This window comes from Pseudomonas izuensis, from assembly GCF_002356535.2.
Classification (GTDB): Bacteria; Pseudomonadota; Gammaproteobacteria; order Pseudomonadales; family Pseudomonadaceae; genus Aquipseudomonas; species Aquipseudomonas izuensis.
This window is the reverse complement of record NZ_AP017423.2, coordinates 6,689,434-6,709,337: the sequence shown is the minus strand read 5'-3', so window position 1 is coordinate 6,709,337 and position 19,904 is coordinate 6,689,434. Positions and strand designations below refer to the sequence as shown.

General features: G+C 58.9%; 12 protein-coding genes and 2 rRNA genes. 12 read left to right on the top strand and 2 right to left on the bottom strand.

Translation table 11 applies throughout. The features are described from left to right. Positions 1-292: 292 nt before the first annotated feature. From LAB08_RS30105 to LAB08_RS30075, 7 genes are all read left to right on the top strand, one after another. Positions 293-3,184, top strand: a 23S ribosomal RNA gene (locus LAB08_RS30105). Between the two features lie 156 nt (positions 3,185-3,340). Beyond that, positions 3,341-3,456: ribosomal RNA gene (gene rrf, locus LAB08_RS30100) — 5S ribosomal RNA — on the top strand. Between the two features lie 289 nt (positions 3,457-3,745). Next, complete coding sequence (locus LAB08_RS30095; protein WP_096514135.1) at positions 3,746-4,648, top strand: LysR family transcriptional regulator; 903 nt, start codon at positions 3,746-3,748, stop codon at positions 4,646-4,648. Positions 4,649-4,778: 130 nt separating this feature from the next. Then, on the top strand, positions 4,779-5,405 hold the full coding sequence (locus tag LAB08_RS30090; protein ID WP_096514136.1) for a glutathione S-transferase family protein: 627 nt from the start codon (positions 4,779-4,781) through the stop codon (positions 5,403-5,405). A 62-nt stretch (positions 5,406-5,467) separates the two neighbouring features. Next, positions 5,468-7,498, top strand: coding sequence for a 2Fe-2S iron-sulfur cluster-binding protein (locus LAB08_RS30085; RefSeq protein ID WP_096514137.1), 2,031 nt, complete (start codon positions 5,468-5,470; stop codon positions 7,496-7,498). A gap of 49 nt (positions 7,499-7,547) precedes the next feature. Further along, the gene (locus LAB08_RS30080; RefSeq protein WP_096514138.1) at positions 7,548-8,744 is read left to right on the top strand and encodes a DUF3142 domain-containing protein; all 1,197 of its coding nucleotides are present in this window, start codon (positions 7,548-7,550) and stop codon (positions 8,742-8,744) included. Next, positions 8,731-10,848 carry a hypothetical protein gene (locus LAB08_RS30075; RefSeq protein ID WP_096514139.1) on the top strand — a complete coding sequence of 706 codons (2,118 nt, stop codon included), beginning with the start codon at positions 8,731-8,733 and terminating at the stop codon, positions 10,846-10,848. Before LAB08_RS30080 ends, LAB08_RS30075 begins: the two co-directional genes overlap by 14 nt. A gap of 3 nt (positions 10,849-10,851) precedes the next feature. Here LAB08_RS30075 and LAB08_RS30070 read toward each other — a convergent pair whose 3' ends face one another. Next, a complete protein-coding gene (locus LAB08_RS30070) occupies positions 10,852-11,481 on the bottom strand; it encodes a LysE family translocator (protein ID WP_096514140.1) in 630 nt (209 codons plus the stop codon). A 145-nt stretch (positions 11,482-11,626) separates the two neighbouring features. Between LAB08_RS30070 and LAB08_RS30065 the strand changes: the two genes are divergently transcribed. After that, the gene (locus LAB08_RS30065; RefSeq protein WP_096514141.1) at positions 11,627-12,100 is read left to right on the top strand and encodes an Lrp/AsnC family transcriptional regulator; all 474 of its coding nucleotides are present in this window, start codon (positions 11,627-11,629) and stop codon (positions 12,098-12,100) included. A 102-nt stretch (positions 12,101-12,202) separates the two neighbouring features. Here LAB08_RS30065 and lpdA read toward each other — a convergent pair whose 3' ends face one another. Further along, positions 12,203-13,603, bottom strand: a complete 1,401-nt coding sequence (gene lpdA / locus LAB08_RS30060; protein ID WP_096514142.1) for a dihydrolipoyl dehydrogenase — start codon at positions 13,601-13,603, stop codon at positions 12,203-12,205. Positions 13,604-13,817: 214 nt separating this feature from the next. Between lpdA and hflK (LAB08_RS30055) the strand changes: the two genes are divergently transcribed. The 4 genes from hflK (LAB08_RS30055) to LAB08_RS30040 are packed head-to-tail and all read left to right on the top strand — an operon-like array spanning position 13,818 to position 19,784. Beyond that, a complete protein-coding gene (gene hflK, locus LAB08_RS30055) occupies positions 13,818-15,776 on the top strand; it encodes a protease modulator HflK (protein WP_096514143.1) in 1,959 nt (652 codons plus the stop codon). Beyond that, complete coding sequence (gene hflC, locus LAB08_RS30050; protein WP_096514144.1) at positions 15,773-16,819, top strand: protease modulator HflC; 1,047 nt, start codon at positions 15,773-15,775, stop codon at positions 16,817-16,819. The genes hflK (LAB08_RS30055) and hflC overlap by 4 nt, the downstream gene beginning before the upstream one ends. Next, a complete protein-coding gene (gene hflK / locus LAB08_RS30045; RefSeq protein ID WP_096514145.1) occupies positions 16,816-17,874 on the top strand; it encodes a protease modulator HflK in 1,059 nt (352 codons plus the stop codon). Before hflC ends, hflK (LAB08_RS30045) begins: the two co-directional genes overlap by 4 nt. Next, positions 17,871-19,784, top strand: coding sequence for a cation-translocating P-type ATPase (locus tag LAB08_RS30040; protein WP_096514146.1), 1,914 nt, complete (start codon positions 17,871-17,873; stop codon positions 19,782-19,784). Before hflK (LAB08_RS30045) ends, LAB08_RS30040 begins: the two co-directional genes overlap by 4 nt. Positions 19,785-19,904 lie beyond the last annotated feature (120 nt).

Here is a 19,904-nt window from a genome sequence, read left to right as displayed (position 1 = left end):
TGATTCATTGAAGAAGACGAAAAGGTCGTTTCCACTCATGGAAATGGCTGTTTTGTTTTAAAGCTTAGAAATGAGCATTCCATCGCCGGTTGGTGGTGCTGAATGTTGATTTCTAGTCTTTGACTAGTTCGTTCTTTAAAAATTTGGGTATGTGATAGAAAGATAGACTGAACGTTACTTTCACTGGTAACGGATCAGGCTAAGGTAAAATTTGTGAGTTCTCTTAGTTGAGAAATTCGAATTTTCGGCGAATGTCGTCTTCACAGTATAACCAGATTGCTTGGGGTTATATGGTCAAGTGAAGAAGCGCATACGGTGGATGCCTTGGCAGTCAGAGGCGATGAAAGACGTGGTAGCCTGCGAAAAGCTTCGGGGAGTCGGCAAACAGACTTTGATCCGGAGATGTCTGAATGGGGGAACCCAGCCATCATAAGATGGTTATCTTAAGCTGAATACATAGGCTTAAGAGGCGAACCAGGGGAACTGAAACATCTAAGTACCCTGAGGAAAAGAAATCAACCGAGATTCCCTTAGTAGTGGCGAGCGAACGGGGACCAGCCCTTAAGTGGCTTTGAGATTAGCGGAACGCTCTGGAAAGTGCGGCCATAGTGGGTGATAGCCCTGTACGCGAAAATCTCTTGGTCATGAAATCGAGTAGGACGGAGCACGAGAAACTTTGTCTGAATATGGGGGGACCATCCTCCAAGGCTAAATACTACTGACTGACCGATAGTGAACTAGTACCGTGAGGGAAAGGCGAAAAGAACCCCGGAGAGGGGAGTGAAATAGATCCTGAAACCGTATGCGTACAAGCAGTGGGAGCCTACTTTGTTAGGTGACTGCGTACCTTTTGTATAATGGGTCAGCGACTTATTTTCAGTGGCGAGCTTAACCGAATAGGGGAGGCGTAGCGAAAGCGAGTCTTAATAGGGCGTCTAGTCGCTGGGAATAGACCCGAAACCGGGCGATCTATCCATGGGCAGGTTGAAGGTTAGGTAACACTGACTGGAGGACCGAACCGACTACCGTTGAAAAGTTAGCGGATGACCTGTGGATCGGAGTGAAAGGCTAATCAAGCTCGGAGATAGCTGGTTCTCCTCGAAAGCTATTTAGGTAGCGCCTCATGTATCACTGTAGGGGGTAGAGCACTGTTTCGGCTAGGGGGTCATCCCGACTTACCAAACCGATGCAAACTCCGAATACCTACAAGTGCCGAGCATGGGAGACACACGGCGGGTGCTAACGTCCGTCGTGAAAAGGGAAACAACCCAGACCGTCAGCTAAGGTCCCAAAGTTATGGTTAAGTGGGAAACGATGTGGGAAGGCTTAGACAGCTAGGAGGTTGGCTTAGAAGCAGCCACCCTTTAAAGAAAGCGTAATAGCTCACTAGTCGAGTCGGCCTGCGCGGAAGATGTAACGGGGCTCAAACCATACACCGAAGCTACGGGTATCACGTAAGTGATGCGGTAGAGGAGCGTTCTGTAAGCCTGTGAAGGTGAGTTGAGAAGCTTGCTGGAGGTATCAGAAGTGCGAATGCTGACATGAGTAACGACAATGGGTGTGAAAAACACCCACGCCGAAAGACCAAGGTTTCCTGCGCAACGTTAATCGACGCAGGGTTAGTCGGTCCCTAAGGCGAGGCTGAAAAGCGTAGTCGATGGAAAACAGGTTAATATTCCTGTACTTCTGGTTATTGCGATGGAGGGACGGAGAAGGCTAGGCCAGCTTGGCGTTGGTTGTCCAAGTTTAAGGTGGTAGGCTGGAATCTTAGGTAAATCCGGGATTCCAAGGCCGAGAGCTGATGACGAGTTACCCTTTGGGTGACGAAGTGGTTGATGCCATGCTTCCAAGAAAAGCTTCTAAGCTTCAGATAACCAGGAACCGTACCCCAAACCGACACAGGTGGTTGGGTAGAGAATACCAAGGCGCTTGAGAGAACTCGGGTGAAGGAACTAGGCAAAATGGCACCGTAACTTCGGGAGAAGGTGCGCCGGTGAGGGTGAAGCACTTGCTGCGTAAGCCCACGCCGGTCGAAGATACCAGGCCGCTGCGACTGTTTATTAAAAACACAGCACTCTGCAAACACGAAAGTGGACGTATAGGGTGTGACGCCTGCCCGGTGCCGGAAGGTTAATTGATGGGGTTAGCTAACGCGAAGCTCTTGATCGAAGCCCCGGTAAACGGCGGCCGTAACTATAACGGTCCTAAGGTAGCGAAATTCCTTGTCGGGTAAGTTCCGACCTGCACGAATGGCGTAACGATGGCGGCGCTGTCTCCACCCGAGACTCAGTGAAATTGAAATCGCTGTGAAGATGCAGTGTATCCGCGGCTAGACGGAAAGACCCCGTGAACCTTTACTATAGCTTTGCACTGGACTTTGAATTTGCTTGTGTAGGATAGGTGGGAGGCTTTGAAGCGTGGACGCCAGTTCGCGTGGAGCCATCCTTGAAATACCACCCTGGCAACTTTGAGGTTCTAACTCAGGTCCGTTATCCGGATCGAGGACAGTGTATGGTGGGTAGTTTGACTGGGGCGGTCTCCTCCTAAAGAGTAACGGAGGAGTACGAAGGTGCGCTCAGACCGGTCGGAAATCGGTCGTAGAGTATAAAGGCAAAAGCGCGCTTGACTGCGAGACAGACACGTCGAGCAGGTACGAAAGTAGGTCTTAGTGATCCGGTGGTTCTGTATGGAAGGGCCATCGCTCAACGGATAAAAGGTACTCCGGGGATAACAGGCTGATACCGCCCAAGAGTTCATATCGACGGCGGTGTTTGGCACCTCGATGTCGGCTCATCACATCCTGGGGCTGAAGCCGGTCCCAAGGGTATGGCTGTTCGCCATTTAAAGTGGTACGCGAGCTGGGTTTAGAACGTCGTGAGACAGTTCGGTCCCTATCTGCCGTGGACGTTTGAGATTTGAGAGGGGCTGCTCCTAGTACGAGAGGACCGGAGTGGACGAACCTCTGGTGTTCCGGTTGTCACGCCAGTGGCATTGCCGGGTAGCTATGTTCGGAATAGATAACCGCTGAAAGCATCTAAGCGGGAAACTAGCCTCAAGATGAGATCTCACTGGGACCTTGAGTCCCCTGAAGGGCCGTCGAAGACTACGACGTTGATAGGTTGGGTGTGTAAGCGCTGTGAGGCGTTGAGCTAACCAATACTAATTGCCCGTGAGGCTTGACCATATAACACCCAAGCAATTTGCGAACTCGAAAGAGACCAGATTGCGGTGTGTGAAGACGAAACGAACCGAAAGTTCGACGCGCACAAAACACCGAATTCTATCACCTGCCCAATTTGCTGAAGCGCGGCCAACCGGCCACGATTCGGTACCCGAATTTCTTGACGACCATAGAGCATTGGAACCACCTGATCCCATCCCGAACTCAGCAGTGAAACGATGCATCGCCGATGGTAGTGTGGGGTTTCCCCATGTGAGAGTAGGTCATCGTCAAGATTAAATTCCGAAACCCCTATCTGCGTATGCAGGTAGGGGTTTTGTCATTCTGGGCTGCCAATAATGCCGCATAATGACGTTAAACATTCATCCCCCTCTTCGCTACACCTTCAGATACCCTGCTTTACTTGCTCCACCACACGGGCAGCATTCTTGTATATTCCATTCAACACGCCACTTTGAAATGCTCTTAAGTCCGTAGCATGTTGTGACTACCTTTATTTTTTCGTCACCTCAAAAAATCGCAGCCTCTGGTTGCGTTTTTTTTATCTGAATCGAGGACATATCCATGGACCGCTTCCAGGAAATGCAGGTCTTCGCTGCCGTTGCCCAGGAGCGGGGATTTTCCGCGGCGGCGCGGCGTCTGGGTATGTCCGCCGCCAGCGCCACACGGGCGGTGGCGGCGCTCGAGAGGCGCATAGGCACTCCGTTGCTGACTCGCACCACACGCAGTGTGCATTTGAGTGAGGCGGGTCAGCGGTATCTCGAAGACTGTCGGAGAATTCTCTCCGAAGTGCAGGAAGCCGAAGATTCAGCGGCAGGCAGCCATGCCCAACCCCGTGGGCAGCTGACAATTACGGCGCCGGTGTTGTTTGGTGAGTTGTTCGTCACACCGGTGATGGTGAGTTTTCTGACGCAATTCCCGGACGTCACCATCAATGCGTTGCTGGTTGATCGAATCGTCAGCGTGGTCGAGGAGGGGGTTGATGTGGCCGTGCGCATCGGTGAGCTGCCAGACAGCAATCAGCATGCGATTCGGGTGGGGCATGTGCGCAGGGTGATTGTTGCGTCGCCGAAGTTTCTGGCGATCCATGGTCGACCAACTCATCCGCAAGATCTGGCTCAGGCGCCGATCATTGCGACGTCCTCGATTGGTCAACAGCGAAGTTGGCCATTTCTTGACGGTGGCGAGCCACTGGGTGTCCGTGCTGAACCGCGCCTGGTGGTGACGGCTAACCAGGCCGCCATCACCGCAGCAGCGCTCGGTCTGGGGTTCACCCGGGTCCTGTCTTATCAGGTGGCGAGCAAGATCGCGGCCGGCGAGTTGGAAATCATTCTGAGCGAATTCGAATTGCCGCCACTACCGATCCATGTGGTGTATCAGGGCGGGAGAAAGGCTGCGGCGCGGGTTCGCAGTTTTGTCGACATCATGGTGAAGGCGCTCAGGGAACATCCGGCCTTGCAGGGCTGACGGGTTATTTCACTGGTTGAAATAATGGATTGCGTTTGCTGGTTATTCAGTTGTTTTCGAGACTGGTAGAAGATGGTCGCCATCGGTGCTGATCGCTCCCGAACAGCGCCACTCACCCGCGGAGTCGACCATGCAGGCCATTAAACTCTACAACTTCCCACGTTCCGGCCACGCTCATCGTGTGGAACTTATGCTCTCACTGCTGCAACTGCCAACCGAGCTGATCTTCGTCGACCTGGCCAAGGGCGAGCATAAAAAACCGGAGTTCCTGGCACTGAATGCTTTTGGTCAGGTGCCGGTGTTGGATGATCAAGGCGTGGTGCTGGCAGATTCCAATGCGATCCTGGTGTATCTGGCACAAAAATATGGCAACGGTCGCTGGCTGCCGGCCGATCCGGTTGGCGCGGCGCAAGTGCAACGCTGGTTGTCCGTCGCTGCAGGTCCCATTGCTTTCGGCCCCGCCCGGGCAAGGCTGATCACGGTGTTTGGTGCGCCTTACAACGCCGAAGAAGTGATCCCTTACGCCCATACCGTGCTCAAGGTGATCGACAAGGAGTTGGCCAAGACGCCTTACCTCGTCGGCAACGAACCGACCATCGCCGACGTGGCCGCTTACAGCTACATCGCTCATGCGCCTGAAGGCAATGTGTCACTGGACGATTACGCCAACATTCGCGCCTGGCTGGCCCGAGTCGAGGCCTTGCCCGGCTTTGTCGGCATGCCGCGTACCGTAGCGGGCCTGCAGAAAACTGCCTGATGCTTGTGGCCCGGCTTTTCCGGGCCTTTCACGCTGCGCCATCGGTGCAGGGGAGAGCCGTAATGGATCGTTCACCGTGGCATGCCGGCGAGAAACACTTGCAGACTCATGTAGGCGTTCACGAGCGAATGGAGGTGCTGGGTCGTAGGGTCATTCGCAGCGAGATGCCGGACCAGCATCGCACTTTCTATCAGCAACTGCCGTTCATGTTGTTTGGGGCGGTCGATGCGAACGGTCATCCTTGGGCCAGTGTGCTGGAAGGTGAGCCGGGCTTCGCGCACTCGCCCGAACCGGAACTCCTGCAATTGAGCAGCCTGCCAGCAGCCGATGACCCGGCACAATTGAGCGATGGCGCGGCAATCGGTCTGCTGGGGATCGAACTGCACACCCGGCGTCGCAACCGCATTAATGGGCGGATCGGTGGCCTGTCGGCCAGCGGGTTCGCTGTGACGGTGGATCAGTCCTACGGTAATTGCCCTCAGTACATTCAATTGCGCCAGTTTCGCACGGTGCCACTGGCGGACCCGGCGACGCGCATCGCCCAACATCTCACCGAGTTGGATGACGCCGCCAAAGCCGTGATTGCCGAGGCAGACACCTTCTTTGTCGCCAGTTATGTGGATGTCGAAGGCGAACGGTCGGTGGATGTTTCCCATCGTGGTGGACAGGCCGGTTTTGTCCAGGTGGAAGGGAATCGGCTGACCATTCCGGATTTTGCCGGCAACCTTTTTTTCAACACGCTGGGCAACCTGCTGGTTAATCCAAGGGCGGGTTTGTTGTTCATCGATTTTAGTTCGGGTGACCTGCTGCAACTGAGCGGCCACACCGAAATCATCCTTGAAGGACCTCAGGTCGAGGCATTTCAGGGTGCTGAACGCCTTTGGATGTTCCACGTGGAACACGTAGTGCGTCGTCCTGCTGCCCTTGCGCTGCGTTGGCGATTCGATGGTATGTCGCCCACCAGTTTGCTGACCGGCACCTGGCCGCAAGCCAAGGCCCGTTTGCAGGCAAAGGCATTGGGTGATCAGTGGCGCCCGCTGCGAGTGGCGCGGATCGAAGCGGAAAGCCGCAACATTCGCTCGATTTACCTGGAGCCCGCCGACGGCGCCGGTTTGCCCTTGTTTCAGGCCGGACAGCATTTGCCGCTGCGCTTCAACATTGACGGCGAGGTACACATTCGCACGTACAGCTTGTCGAGCGCGCCGTCCGACGATTTTTTCCGCATCAGTGTGAAGCGTGACGGACGAGTGTCATCGCACCTGCATGAGCAGATTCGTGTAGGGGATCTGTTGGAAGCGCGCGCACCCCAAGGGCATTTCACCGTGGCGCCCAATGAGCGTCGGCCACTGGTGCTGTTGGCCGCCGGCGTCGGCATCACGCCACTGCTGTCGATGTTGCGTGAGGTGGTTTATCAAGGATTGCGTACACGCCGCATCCGGCCGACCTTGTTTTTGCAGAGTTCGCGCACGTTAGCTGATCAAGTCTTTCGTCCCGAGTTAAATCGTTTACTCGACGATGTCGGGGACGCGGTCAGGGTGGTACGCCTGCTTAGCCAACCGGAGCCGGAGGCGCGGGAGGGGGAGGACTTTGATTTGACCGGGCGTATCGATGTGGAACTGCTCAAAGACCTGATTGAGGCCGAGGACTACGATCAGCTGGATTTTGTCCTCTGCGGTCCGGGCAGTTTTACTCAAGCGCTGTACGACAGCCTGCGAGAGCTGGATATTCGTGATGCACGGATTCACGCCGAAACCTTCGGCCCATCGACATTGCGTCGCAGTCCCGACCCGGATGCGGTGGTCATGGAGCAACCACCGGCCGCGATTACCTCGGTGCCGGTCGTGTTCGAGCGTTCGGCCAAAGAGGCGCGCTGGCAACCCGATGGAGGCACTCTGCTGGAGCTGGCGGAAAGCCGTGGCCTGCACCCCGAATTCAGTTGCCGCGGCGGTTCCTGCGGGACCTGCAAAACGCGTCTTATCAGCGGCCAGGTGAATTATCCTCAGCCACCCGCGGAGGTACCGGACGAAGGACATATACTGATTTGCTGTGCGATTCCGGCTCAGGGAGCACAGCCTTTGGTGCTGGATTTGTAGCAACCTTGTGCGGCTGCTGGGCGGAACCGGTTTTACCTCAAGGAGCTTTATGTATTTGTTCGTGCGTCTGTCGGCGTTGTGTATTGCTTTGGCGTTCCTTAATGGCTGCGGACGACAGGACGCGCCGCCACTCGATCAGCAACTCTACGTCTGGCAACGGCAATGGACGCCGGCCCATGAAGCGGCCCTGAAAGACAGTCGCGCCGACTTTTCCACCTTGCGCGTGTTGGCGTTGCAGGCCTTTCCCCAGGCAGGCTGGAGTCGTGCGCGGATTGATCCGGCGCTGCTCAAGGCGGACGGTCGGCCACTGATTGCGGTCATTCGCCTCGATGGCCAGCTCAAGGCGCTGAATCAAGACGACGTCATAACTCAGATTACGCAGGTGATCAGCGATTGGCAGGCACAAGGGCTGACGCTTGCCGGCGTTGAAATCGACCACGACGCCGGTAACGCTCGGCTACCGGCCTATCGCGAATTTCTGGTGCACTTGCGCGCGGCCCTGCCGGCTTCTGTTGCGCTGAGCATCACCGCATTGCCGGCCTGGCTCGACAGTTCCGAATTACCAGCGTTGTTATCCACAGTCGACAGCAGCGTGTTGCAGGTTCATGCGGTGAGCGATCCCCATCGTGGCCTGTTTGATCCGGATATGGCGCGGCAGTGGGCGAAGTCCTGGAGTCGCGTCACCCCTAAACCCTTCTATCTGGCACTGCCTGCTTATGGTGTGGCGCTGTTGCCGAGCACCAGCGGTGCGCCAATCGTCGAGAGCGAAGTACGCATCGAACGGGGTGGCGAGCGCCGCGAATTGCTGGCCGATCCGCAGCAATTGAGTCAGCTCGGCGCCCAATTGCGTGCCGATGCGCCGCCGCATCTGGCCGGCCTGATCTGGTTTCGCCTGCCGCTGGCCAATGACCGTCGGGCGTGGAGCCTGACCACCCTGCGCGCCGTCGCGCGTGGTGATGCCCTCGACAGTCGGCTGGTGCTGAACCTCTCGGCGCAACAAGGCCTCTATGACATCGGCATCCGTAACGAGGGTAACCTCGACAGCGCCTGGCCCGAGCGTTTGACGCTGGCGGTGCAAGGCTGCGAGGGTGCCGATGCACTGGCGGGGTATGCATTGCAACAAACCCCGGATCTGCTTACCTTCACCCGCCTGCGTGATGGTCGGATAGCGGCCGGTGAGCAGCGTGCTATCGGTTGGGCACGCTGCGCAAAAATTGATCAAGGAGAGTCGCATGTTCACCCGTAACTGGCCGCGCCATCTGCTGTGCCTCAGCCTCAGTCTGCCGCTGGGTTCAGCACTGGCATGCGGGCCTGACTTTCCCGCGCGCCTGCTGGACAACCGCGGCCAGTCGCTGGCGGAGTTGCCGGAAGGCAGCTTCCGGTTTGAGATCAATCGGCTTGGGCACACAATCGCGGGCCTGAAGAACATCACTGAAGTCGCCTATGGTCTGGACGCCACCGACTATGCAGAACAACGCAGTCAGGCGGAGCAATCCGGTTTGACCGCCGAGCAGCAAGCGATGGTGAAACAACTGCGTGGCCTGACCGACGCCCATCAGGTGGAAGCACAAGGCGCGAGTCTGCCTCCCGAACTCAGGCTGTATGTGGCCGGAGCCGTGGCCTTTGCTGCCGATGACCATGGTCTGGCGGCAGAGTACTTCCAGAAGGTTCTCGCGTTGCCCGCTGATCAACGAGCACTGCGCAGTACCTGGGCGGCGTATTCGTTGGGCCGGGCGTTGTTCGCCATGAGCTCGGAAGTGGGCGCGGGTCCTGACCTGTTGGCACGGTCCGCAAAGGCGTTCGAGCAAGCCCGGCAACTGAGCATCGACGGCTTCAGTGACCCGCTGGAACTAGGCGTTGCCAGTCTCGGTGAAGAGGCCAGGGTGGCGCGCACCGCTGGCGATTGGGACAGCGCCATTGAACTCTACGCCACGCAAAACCGCCACGGTTCGACGGTGGGCTACAGCTCACTGAAGTTGTTGATGACTGAGCTGGCGTCGATGCCCGAGGCGCAACTGGCTGAAAGGCTCAGGAGTCAGCCGGTACAGCAACTGGTCACTGCGTCATTGATCAGCCGACTGGGCTGGTCATTCGGTGATCAACCATCGAACGAAGGAAAATTGATCAAGCTTCTGCAAAGCAGCACCCGGGGCAGTCTCGACAATGCCGATCGCCTGGCTGCGGTGAATTATCAACAGGGCGATTACGACAACGCCAAGGCCTTCCTCGAACACGCCGGCGAGGGCGGTCTGGCCTGGTGGTTGCGTGCCAAGCTGGCGGTGCGCGAGGGCGATAAAAATGCAGCGGCCGCCGCGTATGCGAAAGCAGCCCAGGCCTTCCCGCAGGACGAATCCTGGGGGGAGCGACGGACGCAGGACTGGGCTTTCGAATCCTTGCAACCCAAGTGTCGGGTCGAAGGCGAAAGCGCGATTCTGGCCCTGCAACGAGGGGACTACCTGCAAGCGTTCGATCAGCTTTATCGCAGCAATGACATTTACTGGCTCGACGCCGCGACGATCGCCGAGCGTGTGCTGACCGTCGATGAACTCAAGCATTACGTCGACACTCAGGTGCCGGCACCGCCACCGTTGACCCAGCAGGATCGCGAAAGCTACGTACCGCTGCCGGTGGCGGCGAAACTGCGCAATTTGCTTGGGCGGCGTTTGTTGCGCGAAGGGCACTATGAAGAGGCGTCGGCGTATTTCGATAACGACGGCTTGCGCAACAAAGCCAGGTTGTATGGCCAGCAACGTGTGACGGCCGATTCGGCATGGTGGCCGACACGTCGCGCTGCCGCATTGTTCAATGCCGCCTGGACGGCGCGCGAGTGGGGGATGGATATTCTCGGCTACGAAATGGCCCCGGATTACGCCACCTTCGGCGGCAACTTCAGCCTTGAGGAGAGTGAACTGAAGGTCGGGCCGCTGGTGGCCGAGGACGAGGTGAAACGTCAGCAGGCCAGCGCCGCCCAACCCGATCAGCGTTACCACTACCGGTTTGTCGCCACGGCATTGGCCAGTCGCGCCGCCGACAATTTGCCCCACACCAGCCAGGCGTTTGCCGCCGTGCTGTGCGAAGCGGCCGGGTGGAACAGCAGCCTGGAAGAGCAAAGTGCGCTCTATCAGCGCTATGTCAAAGAAGGCCCATTTGTGCCGTGGGCGGCGGATTTCGGTCATCAATGCCCGTATCCTGACTTCCAGAACGCCGACAAGCGCTACGTCACTCAGGTCACTGACGCGGCTCGCTCAGCGCTGCGGCCATACAGGACAGCGTTGCAGTGGGGCAGTGTGCTGGCCGTAACCGCAGCGGCGCTGATGCTGATCATTCGTCGCCGCCGTAAGGTTCAGTGAGGCTCAAGCCTGCTGAACAAAGGTCAGCCGCACGGCGAAACCGATCAACAGGCTGGCGAACAACCATTGCTGCAGACGTTGGGCCGATGGGCTGCGTTGCAACCATCGGCCCAATGCGGCACCGGCCAGGGCGTAAGCACTGTCGAACAGCAGACCGACGGCCACCAGCACCACACCCAGAGTGGCGAATTGCGCGAGCACCGGGCCTGCGTGCGGGTCAATGAACTGCGGCAGCAGTACCGAGCAGAACAGCAGGGCTTTGGGGTTGAGCAGGTTAGTCAGCAAACCGCGCTGGATCGCTTGCTGATAGCGGGGCTTCTCGCCGGTTGCATTCGAACCGTTCAGGCTTGGCAGCAGGGTGGTGCGCAAGCACTGAATGCCGATCCATAACAGATACGCGGCGCCGACCAGACGCACCACTTCGAAGGTCCAGGGCGCAGCCTTGAACAGTGCCGCCAACCCCAACGCCGCCAACGCCACATGGCAACCCCGGGCAATGGCCAATCCCACAGCAGTGGCCAGCGCCGCGCCTTTGCCCTGGCGGGCGCCGGTCTGCAATAGCAGGATCATGTCGGGACCTGGCAACAGGTAAACCACTGCCAGCGCCATGAAAAACAGCCAGAGTCCTGCCATGTTGCACCCCATTCGTTGTCGATTCGGTACGGCCAGTCTAGGGCGAAGGGGCAGGGCAGGTGCTTGCGTAGTTTGCTTCTAAAATGGGCTGTCTTGGCATAACCTGCCATTAAACTACCGTTGAACTCTCTGGATCTGCTAAATCATGAAACTCGATGCCTATGACCGCAAGATCCTCGCCGCACTGCAACGGGACGGTCGCCTGAGCAACGTGCAACTGGCTGACGAGATCGGCCTGTCTGCGTCGCCTTGCTTACGGCGAGTGCGGATGCTCGAAGAGGCTGGGGTCATTCGTGGCTATCAAGCCAATCTTGATCGCGATGAAGTCGGGCTTGGGTTGACCGTGTTCGTCGGGGTCAAGGTCGAGCGCCATAACGATGAACAGGCCGAAGCTTTTCGCCGGGCCGTGACGGCGTTGCCCGAAGTGATTTCGGCGTTTCTGGTGTCAGGGGAATCGGACTTTCTGTTGCAGGTGGTGGTGCCGGACCTGCGTGGCTATGACCGGTTTCTCACGGGGAGTTTGCTCAAGTTGCCGGGCGTGAGTGATATTCGCAGCAACTTTGCGATTCATACGGTGAAGGCGCCGGGAGCGTTGCCGCTAGAGCATTTGCCGCTTTAGATCGAGTCGACTGCATCGCGGGCACGCTCTCTCCCACAGGAAATCATTTAGCCACTGTGGGAGCGAGCCTGCTCACGATGCAGTCACCGCAAATCTTCAGCCTTACATCTGAGTGGCCATCCCCTCCACATTCATCGCCGCCTGGCGCAAAGCCTCGGAGCGGGTCGGGTGCGGATGACAGGTCAGGGCGATGTCTTCGGCCGAGGCGCTGAACTCCATCGCCACGCAATACTCGCCAATCATTTCACTGACACTCGGCCCGACAAGGTGAACACCGAGGATTTCATCCGTTCGCTCATCGGCCAGAACCTTGGCGAAGCCTTCGGTTTCGTGATTGATTTTCGCCCGACTGTTGGCGGTAAAGGGGAATTTACCGACCTTGTATGCCCGGCCTTCGGCCTTCAGTTGCTCTTCGGTCCTGCCGACGCTGGCCAGTTCGGGTTTGGTGTAGATCACGTTGGGAATCAACTCATAGTTGACCTCGCCGGCCTTGCCGACGATCTGCTCGACGCAGGCCATGGCTTCGTCTTCGGCTTTGTGCGCGAGCATCGGTCCGGACGTCACGTCGCCAATGACCCAGACCCCGGCGGCTTCGGTGCGGTGGCTCTTGTTGGCGAGCATGCCGCGTTTGTTGGTGGCAAGGCCGACGTTCTCCAGCCCCAGCCCTTGCGTGTAAGGTCGGCGTCCGATAGCCACCAGTACGTAATCGGCTTCGAGCGTTTCGGCTGTGCCGCCCGCGGCAGGTTCAACACTCAGTTGTACGCCACTATCGGACGTTGTCGCGCGGGTCACTTTCGAGCTCAACCTGAAGCTGATGCCTTGCTTGCTCAACGAGCGCTGCAGGGTTTTGCCTGCTTCGCCGTCCACACCGGGACAGATTCGGTCGAGGAACTCGACCACGGTCACCTGAGCGCCCAAACGCCGCCACACCGATCCCAGCTCCAGGCCGATCACGCCGGCGCCGATCACCACCAGGTGCTTGGGCACTTCTACCAGTGACAGCGCGCCGGTGGAGTCGAGGATGCGCTTGTTATCGATGTCCACGCCGGGCAGGGGAGTGGGCTCGGAACCGGTGGCGATGATGATGTCCTTGGCGCTCAATTCGGTCTTGCCGCCTGCGTTGTCCGTCACCGTGACTTTGCCCGGCCCGTCGATGTGGCCCCAACCCTTGATCCAGTCGACCTTGTTTTTGCGAAAGAGAAACTCGATGCCCTTGGTCAACCCGGTGACGCTTTCATCCTTCTGTTTCATCATCTGGGCGAGATTGAGCGTGGGTTTGACCTCGATGCCCAGGTTGGCGAATTCCGCTCCCATGGCCGCGTCGTAAAGTTCGGAGGCGTGCAGCAACGCCTTGGACGGCATGCAGCCGACGTTCAGGCAGGTACCGCCGAGGGTGGCGCGTCCTTCTACGCAAGCGGCTTTCAAACCCAGTTGCCCTGCGCGGATGGCTGCGTTGTAGCCGCCGGGGCCACCGCCGAGTATCACGACGTCATAAGTGCTCATGGAATGACTCCTGGATCGAAAGAGGTCGGGAGGGGTAAAGGTAGTTGTATAAAAAATTACGCACATAATATGTGCGTTTTGACGAGTTTCGGTCAAGGCTTCAGCCAAGGGACAGGTTGAGCGTTTTTAGATAGCGCAATTAAGTACGAATATTTCACCATTTTCGTTATATCGTAACGAATTGCGATAAAACAGAGCTGAACACTGGGGTGGTATGCAAGTCGATCTCGATGTGGAGGAGGCGCAGATAGCCGGGCTGCCGCGCTTCCAACAGGCGGTTTTTCAAGGGCGGCGATTGCGTCAGTTCGCTATTGGCTTCGGCGCGTTGGCGGCGATGGGGCTGGTGCTGGGTTTCTTTGTGGGGCTGTTTGCGTCGCAATCTCTTTGGCCGGCGTTGCTGTTCAATCAAAGCGCTGCGTTGCTCGTATTGGTTGCTGGTTTGCAATCGGCCTGGTGGGTGACGCAATGGCGAGCGCGGGCGCTGAATCCGGTCATGCCGGCGGTTGTAGTTGAAGAAATCGAATCTCCGGTTGGCTGGTACGAAAGGCTGCTGGAGCGCATAGGCAAGCGCTGGTTCACCACCCTCAAGCAGATCGGTGCACCGACACTGTGGCTCGGCGGTTGGGCATTGTTGGCGCTGCTTTGCATCGAACAGGTCTGGAACCTTGGCCTGCCACCCGCCGCGTTGGGCTTGTCGGCCACGGTCGGCGCGGCGCTGGCGTTGTTGCTGGCTTTCGGTTTGCTGGTGCTGGAGCGTCAACTGGCCCAGGAAAATCCTGCGCAGTGGCCAGAAGCCGGGGCATTGTCGCAACTGGCACGCGTCACAATCATCAGCCTGGTGCTCGGTGCGTTGTGCCTGTTGTTCGGCAATGAAACCTCGATCTGGCCAGTGCGTCTGGCGGTACTGATCGGCCTCCTGCCGGGGCTGGTCGCGGTGGAGTTGTTGTTGCGCGCCGTGCTGTCATTGTTCAGTCCCCGTCGCGAACAACTTGAACCGGTACTGCTGGCGCGCAGTTTTGTCGCCGACATGCTGCGCTGGCCACCACAGCCGTTGCTGGCGTTGCAGCACGAATTGCACAACCGCTTCGGCATCGACCTGCGGCAGATCTGGGCTTTTACTTACATGCGTCGGGCATTTTTGCCGGTGCTGGCCGTTGTTGTACTCGTGGGTTGGTTACTCACCGGCCTCCATGAAATACCGCTGCAAGGGCGGGGCATTTACGAGCGTTTCGGCAAACCGGTGACGGTGTTCGGTCCCGGTTTGCACGCCGGTTTACCCTGGCCGCTGGGTCGGGTGTTGAGTGTCGAGAACGGCGTGGTTCACGAGTTGGCCACCAGCGTTGGCGAAACCTCGGCCCCCGTGCAGGTCGACCCTGCCGAAGGTCCGGCGCCGATCACGGCCAATCGGTTGTGGGACGCGAGCCATGTGAACGACAAATCCCAGGTGATCGCCAGCAGCCGTGCCGACAAGCAAAGCTTTCAGATCGTCAACATGGACGTGCGCTTCGTCTATCGCATCGGCCTGACCGATCAGGCGGCACTGGCGGCAACCTACAACAGCGCGGATGTGCCGACACTGATTCGCAGCACCGCCAGCAGGATTCTGGTCCACGACTTCGCCTCGCGAACCCTCGACGGTTTGCTCGGCGAAGACCGGGTAGGGCTTGCCGAAGAAATCGGCCGCGCAGTGCAGGGGGATCTGCAGAAACTCGACAGCGGTGTGGAAATTCTCGCCACGGTGGTCGAAGCGATTCACCCACCGGCCGGGGCCGCCAATGCCTATCACGGTGTGCAAGCGGCGCAGATTGGTGTGCAGGCGTTGATCGCCCGCGAACGCGGAGCGGCCGCCGAGGCGACCAACCAGGCGCAGTTGCAGGCCAGCATCGCCCGCGATCAAGCAACGGCCAGCGCCCGTGAAATCAATGCGGTTGCGCAAGCAGCCGACCTCAAATTCACCGCCGAGAGAAAAGCTTACACCAGTGCCGGTCAGGCCTTTGTGTTGGAGCAATACCTCAGTCAACTTTCCCAGGGCCTGGCCAATGCCAGGTTGCTGGTGCTCGATCATCGTCTGGGTGGTAGCAACAATGCGCCGACCATCGACCTGCGTACATTCACGTTGCCGGCTGATCCTGCGCCGTCGCGTCAAACCGCTCAGCCAGGAGCTGCCAATTGAGCCAGTCTCACACTCACGATCACGATGATCACGCCGGCCACGATCACGGCCATGGCGGGCATCATCACCACGGTCACCATCATCATCACCATCATGGCGATCCTCAGGAAGCCGGCCCGTTTCCCTGGCGGCGCATGGGGTGGGCGGTTTTGCTGGTGGCGTTCGCGGTGGCAGCGGCGAGCCTGGTACAGGTGCGCTCGGGGGAAGCCACGGTCATTACTCGTTTCGGCAACCCGTCGCGGGTCTTGCTGGAGCCAGGGCTTGGCTGGCGTTGGCCTGCGCCGTTCGAAGCGGCGATCCCGGTCGATCTGCGGCTACGCACCACATCCAGCGGTTTGCAGGACGTGGGTACGCGGGACGGTTTGCGCATCATCGTTCAAGCGTATGTGGCCTGGCAGGTGCAGGGTGACCCGGACAATGTGCAGCGCTTCATGCGCGCTGTGCAAAATCAGCCGGATGAAGCGGCGCGGCAGATTCGCACTTTTGTCGGCTCTGCGCTGGAAACCACAGCCAGCAGTTTCGATCTGGCCAACCTGGTAAACACCGATGCCAGTCAGGTGCACATCGCCGATTTCGAAGCGCAGTTGCGCCAGCAAATCGATCAGCAGTTGCTCGCCACTTATGGCGTGCGCGTATTGCAAGTCGGCATCGAGCGTCTGACCTTGCCATCGGTCACCCTCACCGCGACGGTCGATCGCATGCGTGCCGAGCGTGAAACCATTGCCACCGAACGTACCGCCATCGGCAAGCGTGAAGCCGCGCAAATTCGTTCCGCCGCCGAGCGTGATGCGCGAATCGTGCAGGCCGATGCCACGGTGAAAGCTGCGGGTATCGAAGCGCAATCGCGCGTCGAAGCCGCGGAAATTTATGGACGCGCCTACGCCGGTTCGCCGCAGCTGTACAACTTGCTTCGTTCACTCGACACCCTGGGCACTGTGGTCACGCCAGGAACCAAGCTGATTCTGCGCACCGATGCAGCGCCATTTCGGGTGTTGGTTGACGGTCCGCCAAACCTCGATAACAAATCCGGATCGCAACCATGAGTTGGGTTCCACGTGGAACAAATGAGTTGAGTAGTCCCTGGATTCAGGCCGGGCGCTTGGCATTTCTCGCGTTATACGCAGTGACGGTATTGGCCGCCTTGGCGTGGGCATTCTCCAATGTACGGCAGATTGATCCGCAGGACCGTGCGGTGGTTTTGCATTTCGGTGCACTGAATCGCATCCAGAATGCCGGGTTGTTGTTGGCTTGGCCGCGACCGTTTGAACAGGTCATTTTGTTGCCGGCGGCGGATCGAGTGATTGAGCGTCGGGTGGAAAATCTGCTGCGCGGTGGTGCCGCCATACAGGCCGATCGAGTCGCCAGTTTCGCCATGCCGATCAGTGATGCACTGGCGGGTTCCGGCTATTTGCTGACCGGCGATGCCGGGGTGGTGCAACTCGATGTTCGTGTTTTCTACAAAGTCACTGACCCTTATGCTTTCGTGGTGCAAGGCGAACACGTGCTGCCGGCACTGGATCGGCTCGTCACCCGTAGCGCTGTGGCTCTGACGGCGGCACGAGATCTGGACACCATTCTGGTTGCACGACCGGAGTTGATTGGCGCTGATAGTCAGGCCGCCGAAAGACGTGAGCGCTTGCGTGGCGACCTGGTGCAAGGCATCAATCAACGCTTGGCCGAATTGACCACAACCGGGCAGGGCCTGGGGATTGAAGTGGCGCGGGTCGATGTGCAATCGAGTTTGCCCGGCCCGGCGGTGAACGCCTTTAATGCCGTGCTGACGGCCAGCCAGCAAGCCGACAAAGCCGTGGCCAACGCGCGTACCGACGCCGAGAAACTGACCCAGGGCGCCAACGAACAAGCCGACCGTGCGCTGCAAGTTGCCCATGCCCAGGCCAGCGAACGGTTGGCCAAAGCCTCGGCTGATACCGCCACGGTGTTGAGCCTGGCCAAGGCACAACAACAGGGCACCGACCCACAAATGTTGCTGCGGATCTACCGCGAGCGGATGCCGAAAATTCTCGGCCAGGCTGGCTCGGTGACCACGGTTGATCCCAAAGACGATTCCCGCCTGATCATTCAGGGAGCTGCCCAATGACTGCGCAAACTGCCGCTGCACGGAGCATGTTGTCCTCGGCCGAACAACGCAGCGCCGCCCGCCAATTGACCCTGGCCATGCTCGCACTCGGCTTGCTCGCGCTGGGTCTTGTCTGGCGCTGGTTATCGCCCGAGCAGACCGGTATCAGCCAATTGCTGCTCGGTTTTGCTTCCGTGCTGGTGGCCGTGCCGGTTATGCGTTCGGCCTGGTACAGCCTGCGTTACCCGAGTCTTCACGGCATCACCGATCAGTTGATCGCCCTGGCCATGCTCGGTGCCTGGGCGACCGGCGATCTGCTGACGGCCGCCTTGTTGCCGATCATCATGATCTTTGGCCACGTACTGGAAGAGCGCAGTGTGATCGGTTCGCAAGAAGCCATTCACGCCCTCGGCAAGCTGACGCGCAGCCATGCACGAAAGATTCAGGCCGACGGGTCCATCGTCGAAGTCGACAACGGTACGCTCAAGGCAGGTGATCGGGTGGAGGTGCGCGCTGGCGATCGAGTACCGGCGGATGGGCGGGTGCTGTCCGGCCAGGCGAGTCTCGACACCGCGTCCATCACCGGCGAGTCGGTGCCGATAGAGGCGGGCGTCGGTATGCCGGTGTTCGGTGGCGCAATCAACCTCGACGGCCTGCTGCGCATTGAAGTAACCCGTACCGGCCACGAGTCGACCCTCGGCAAAGTCATCGCTCTGATGCAAAACGCCGAACGTTCCAAGCCACCGATCACACGGCTGCTGGAGCGTTACGCCGGCAGCTACATGGTGCTGGTGTTGTTGCTGGCGTCAGTGACCTGGTTCATCACCAACAATGCCCAGGCGATGCTCGCCGTACTGGTGGCAGCCTGTCCGTGTGCGCTGGTGTTGTCGGCACCGGCGACAGCGATCGCGGGGGTGGCGGTGGCGGCGCGACACGGCATTCTGATTCGCAGCTCGGCGTTTCTTGAGGAGCTGGCAGACCTGACTTCGCTGGTGGTCGACAAGACCGGGACTCTGACCTTTGGCACCTTGCGCCTGCAATCCATCGACAGCCCGCTGGAGGATCGAAGCCATGTCCTGAAACTCGCCGCCAGCCTCGGTTCGGCCAGCAGCCACCCGGTGAGCCGGGCGCTGGCGGGGCTGGTGACGCAGGAGCATTTTCTGTTGCTCACGGATATTCATGAACGTCAGGGGTTAGGGGTGGTGGCCATGACGGAGCAGGGTGAAGCGGCGCTCGGAAGACCGGAATTGTTCGCCCAGTTGGATATTCCCGTTTCAGCCGTGCCCGACCACGACGGGCCGATTGCCGGGCTGGCACTCAATGGTGAATTCCTCGCCTGGCTGCTGCTGGCCGACAGTGTGAAACCCGAAGCGCGGTTTGCCCTGAACGAGTTGCGCGACCTTGGATTGGGCCGGCAACTGTTGCTCACCGGTGACCGACAAAGTGTCGCGCATACGTTGGCGCGGGACGTGGGTATCAGCGATGTCGAAGCGCAGGCGTTGCCCGAGGACAAACTCAACCGTGTGTTGAAAGAAATCGGTAATGGTTTTCGGCCTATGGTGGTGGGGGACGGCATCAACGATTCGTTGGCCCTAAAGGCCGGTGTGGTCGGCGTGGCCATGGGCGCGGGTGGCGCGGATATCGCCCTGGCTTCGGCCGACATCGTGTTGATCGGCAGCGACTTGCGCCGCCTGGGGACCTGTGTGCGCTTGAGTCGCCAGTGCCGGCAAACCTTGCAGGTCAATGTGATCATTGGTCTGGGCTGGACCCTGGCCATCGTGGCCTTCGCCGCGTTCGGCTGGCTTGGCGCGGCCGGGGCAATGATTGCAGCGTTGCTGCACAACCTCAGCACGTTATTGGTATTGGGTAATGCCGGGCGGTTGCTGCGGTTTCAGGAGCCACTACTGAAACTCAAGGACGATCCTTTGTAGGAGCGAGCTCTGCTCGCGATGGTCGTTAACGATTACGCGTGTTTTCTGGCTATACGCGGCGCTCTGGAGTTCTTCGCGAGCAAGCTCGCTCCTACAAAGGGATGGGTAGAAGGTTTACAG

Excerpts from the sequence above, each read along its gene's own strand:
- LAB08_RS30080 (WP_096514138.1), top strand. The coding sequence starts at position 7,548 with ATGTATTTGTTCGTGCGTCTGTCGGCGTTGTGTATTGCTTTGGCGTTC.
- LAB08_RS30070 (WP_096514140.1), bottom strand. The coding sequence starts at position 11,481 with ATGGCAGGACTCTGGCTGTTTTTCATGGCGCTGGCAGTGGTTTACCTG.
- hflK (WP_096514143.1), top strand. The coding sequence starts at position 13,818 with ATGCAAGTCGATCTCGATGTGGAGGAGGCGCAGATAGCCGGGCTGCCG.
- LAB08_RS30075 (WP_096514139.1), top strand. The coding sequence starts at position 8,731 with ATGTTCACCCGTAACTGGCCGCGCCATCTGCTGTGCCTCAGCCTCAGT.
- LAB08_RS30090 (WP_096514136.1), top strand. The coding sequence starts at position 4,779 with ATGCAGGCCATTAAACTCTACAACTTCCCACGTTCCGGCCACGCTCAT.
- LAB08_RS30085 (WP_096514137.1), top strand. The coding sequence starts at position 5,468 with ATGGATCGTTCACCGTGGCATGCCGGCGAGAAACACTTGCAGACTCAT.
- lpdA (WP_096514142.1), bottom strand. The coding sequence starts at position 13,603 with ATGAGCACTTATGACGTCGTGATACTCGGCGGTGGCCCCGGCGGCTAC.
- LAB08_RS30040 (WP_096514146.1), top strand. The coding sequence starts at position 17,871 with ATGACTGCGCAAACTGCCGCTGCACGGAGCATGTTGTCCTCGGCCGAA.
- hflK (WP_096514145.1), top strand. The coding sequence starts at position 16,816 with ATGAGTTGGGTTCCACGTGGAACAAATGAGTTGAGTAGTCCCTGGATT.
- LAB08_RS30095 (WP_096514135.1), top strand. The coding sequence starts at position 3,746 with ATGGACCGCTTCCAGGAAATGCAGGTCTTCGCTGCCGTTGCCCAGGAG.
- LAB08_RS30065 (WP_096514141.1), top strand. The coding sequence starts at position 11,627 with ATGAAACTCGATGCCTATGACCGCAAGATCCTCGCCGCACTGCAACGG.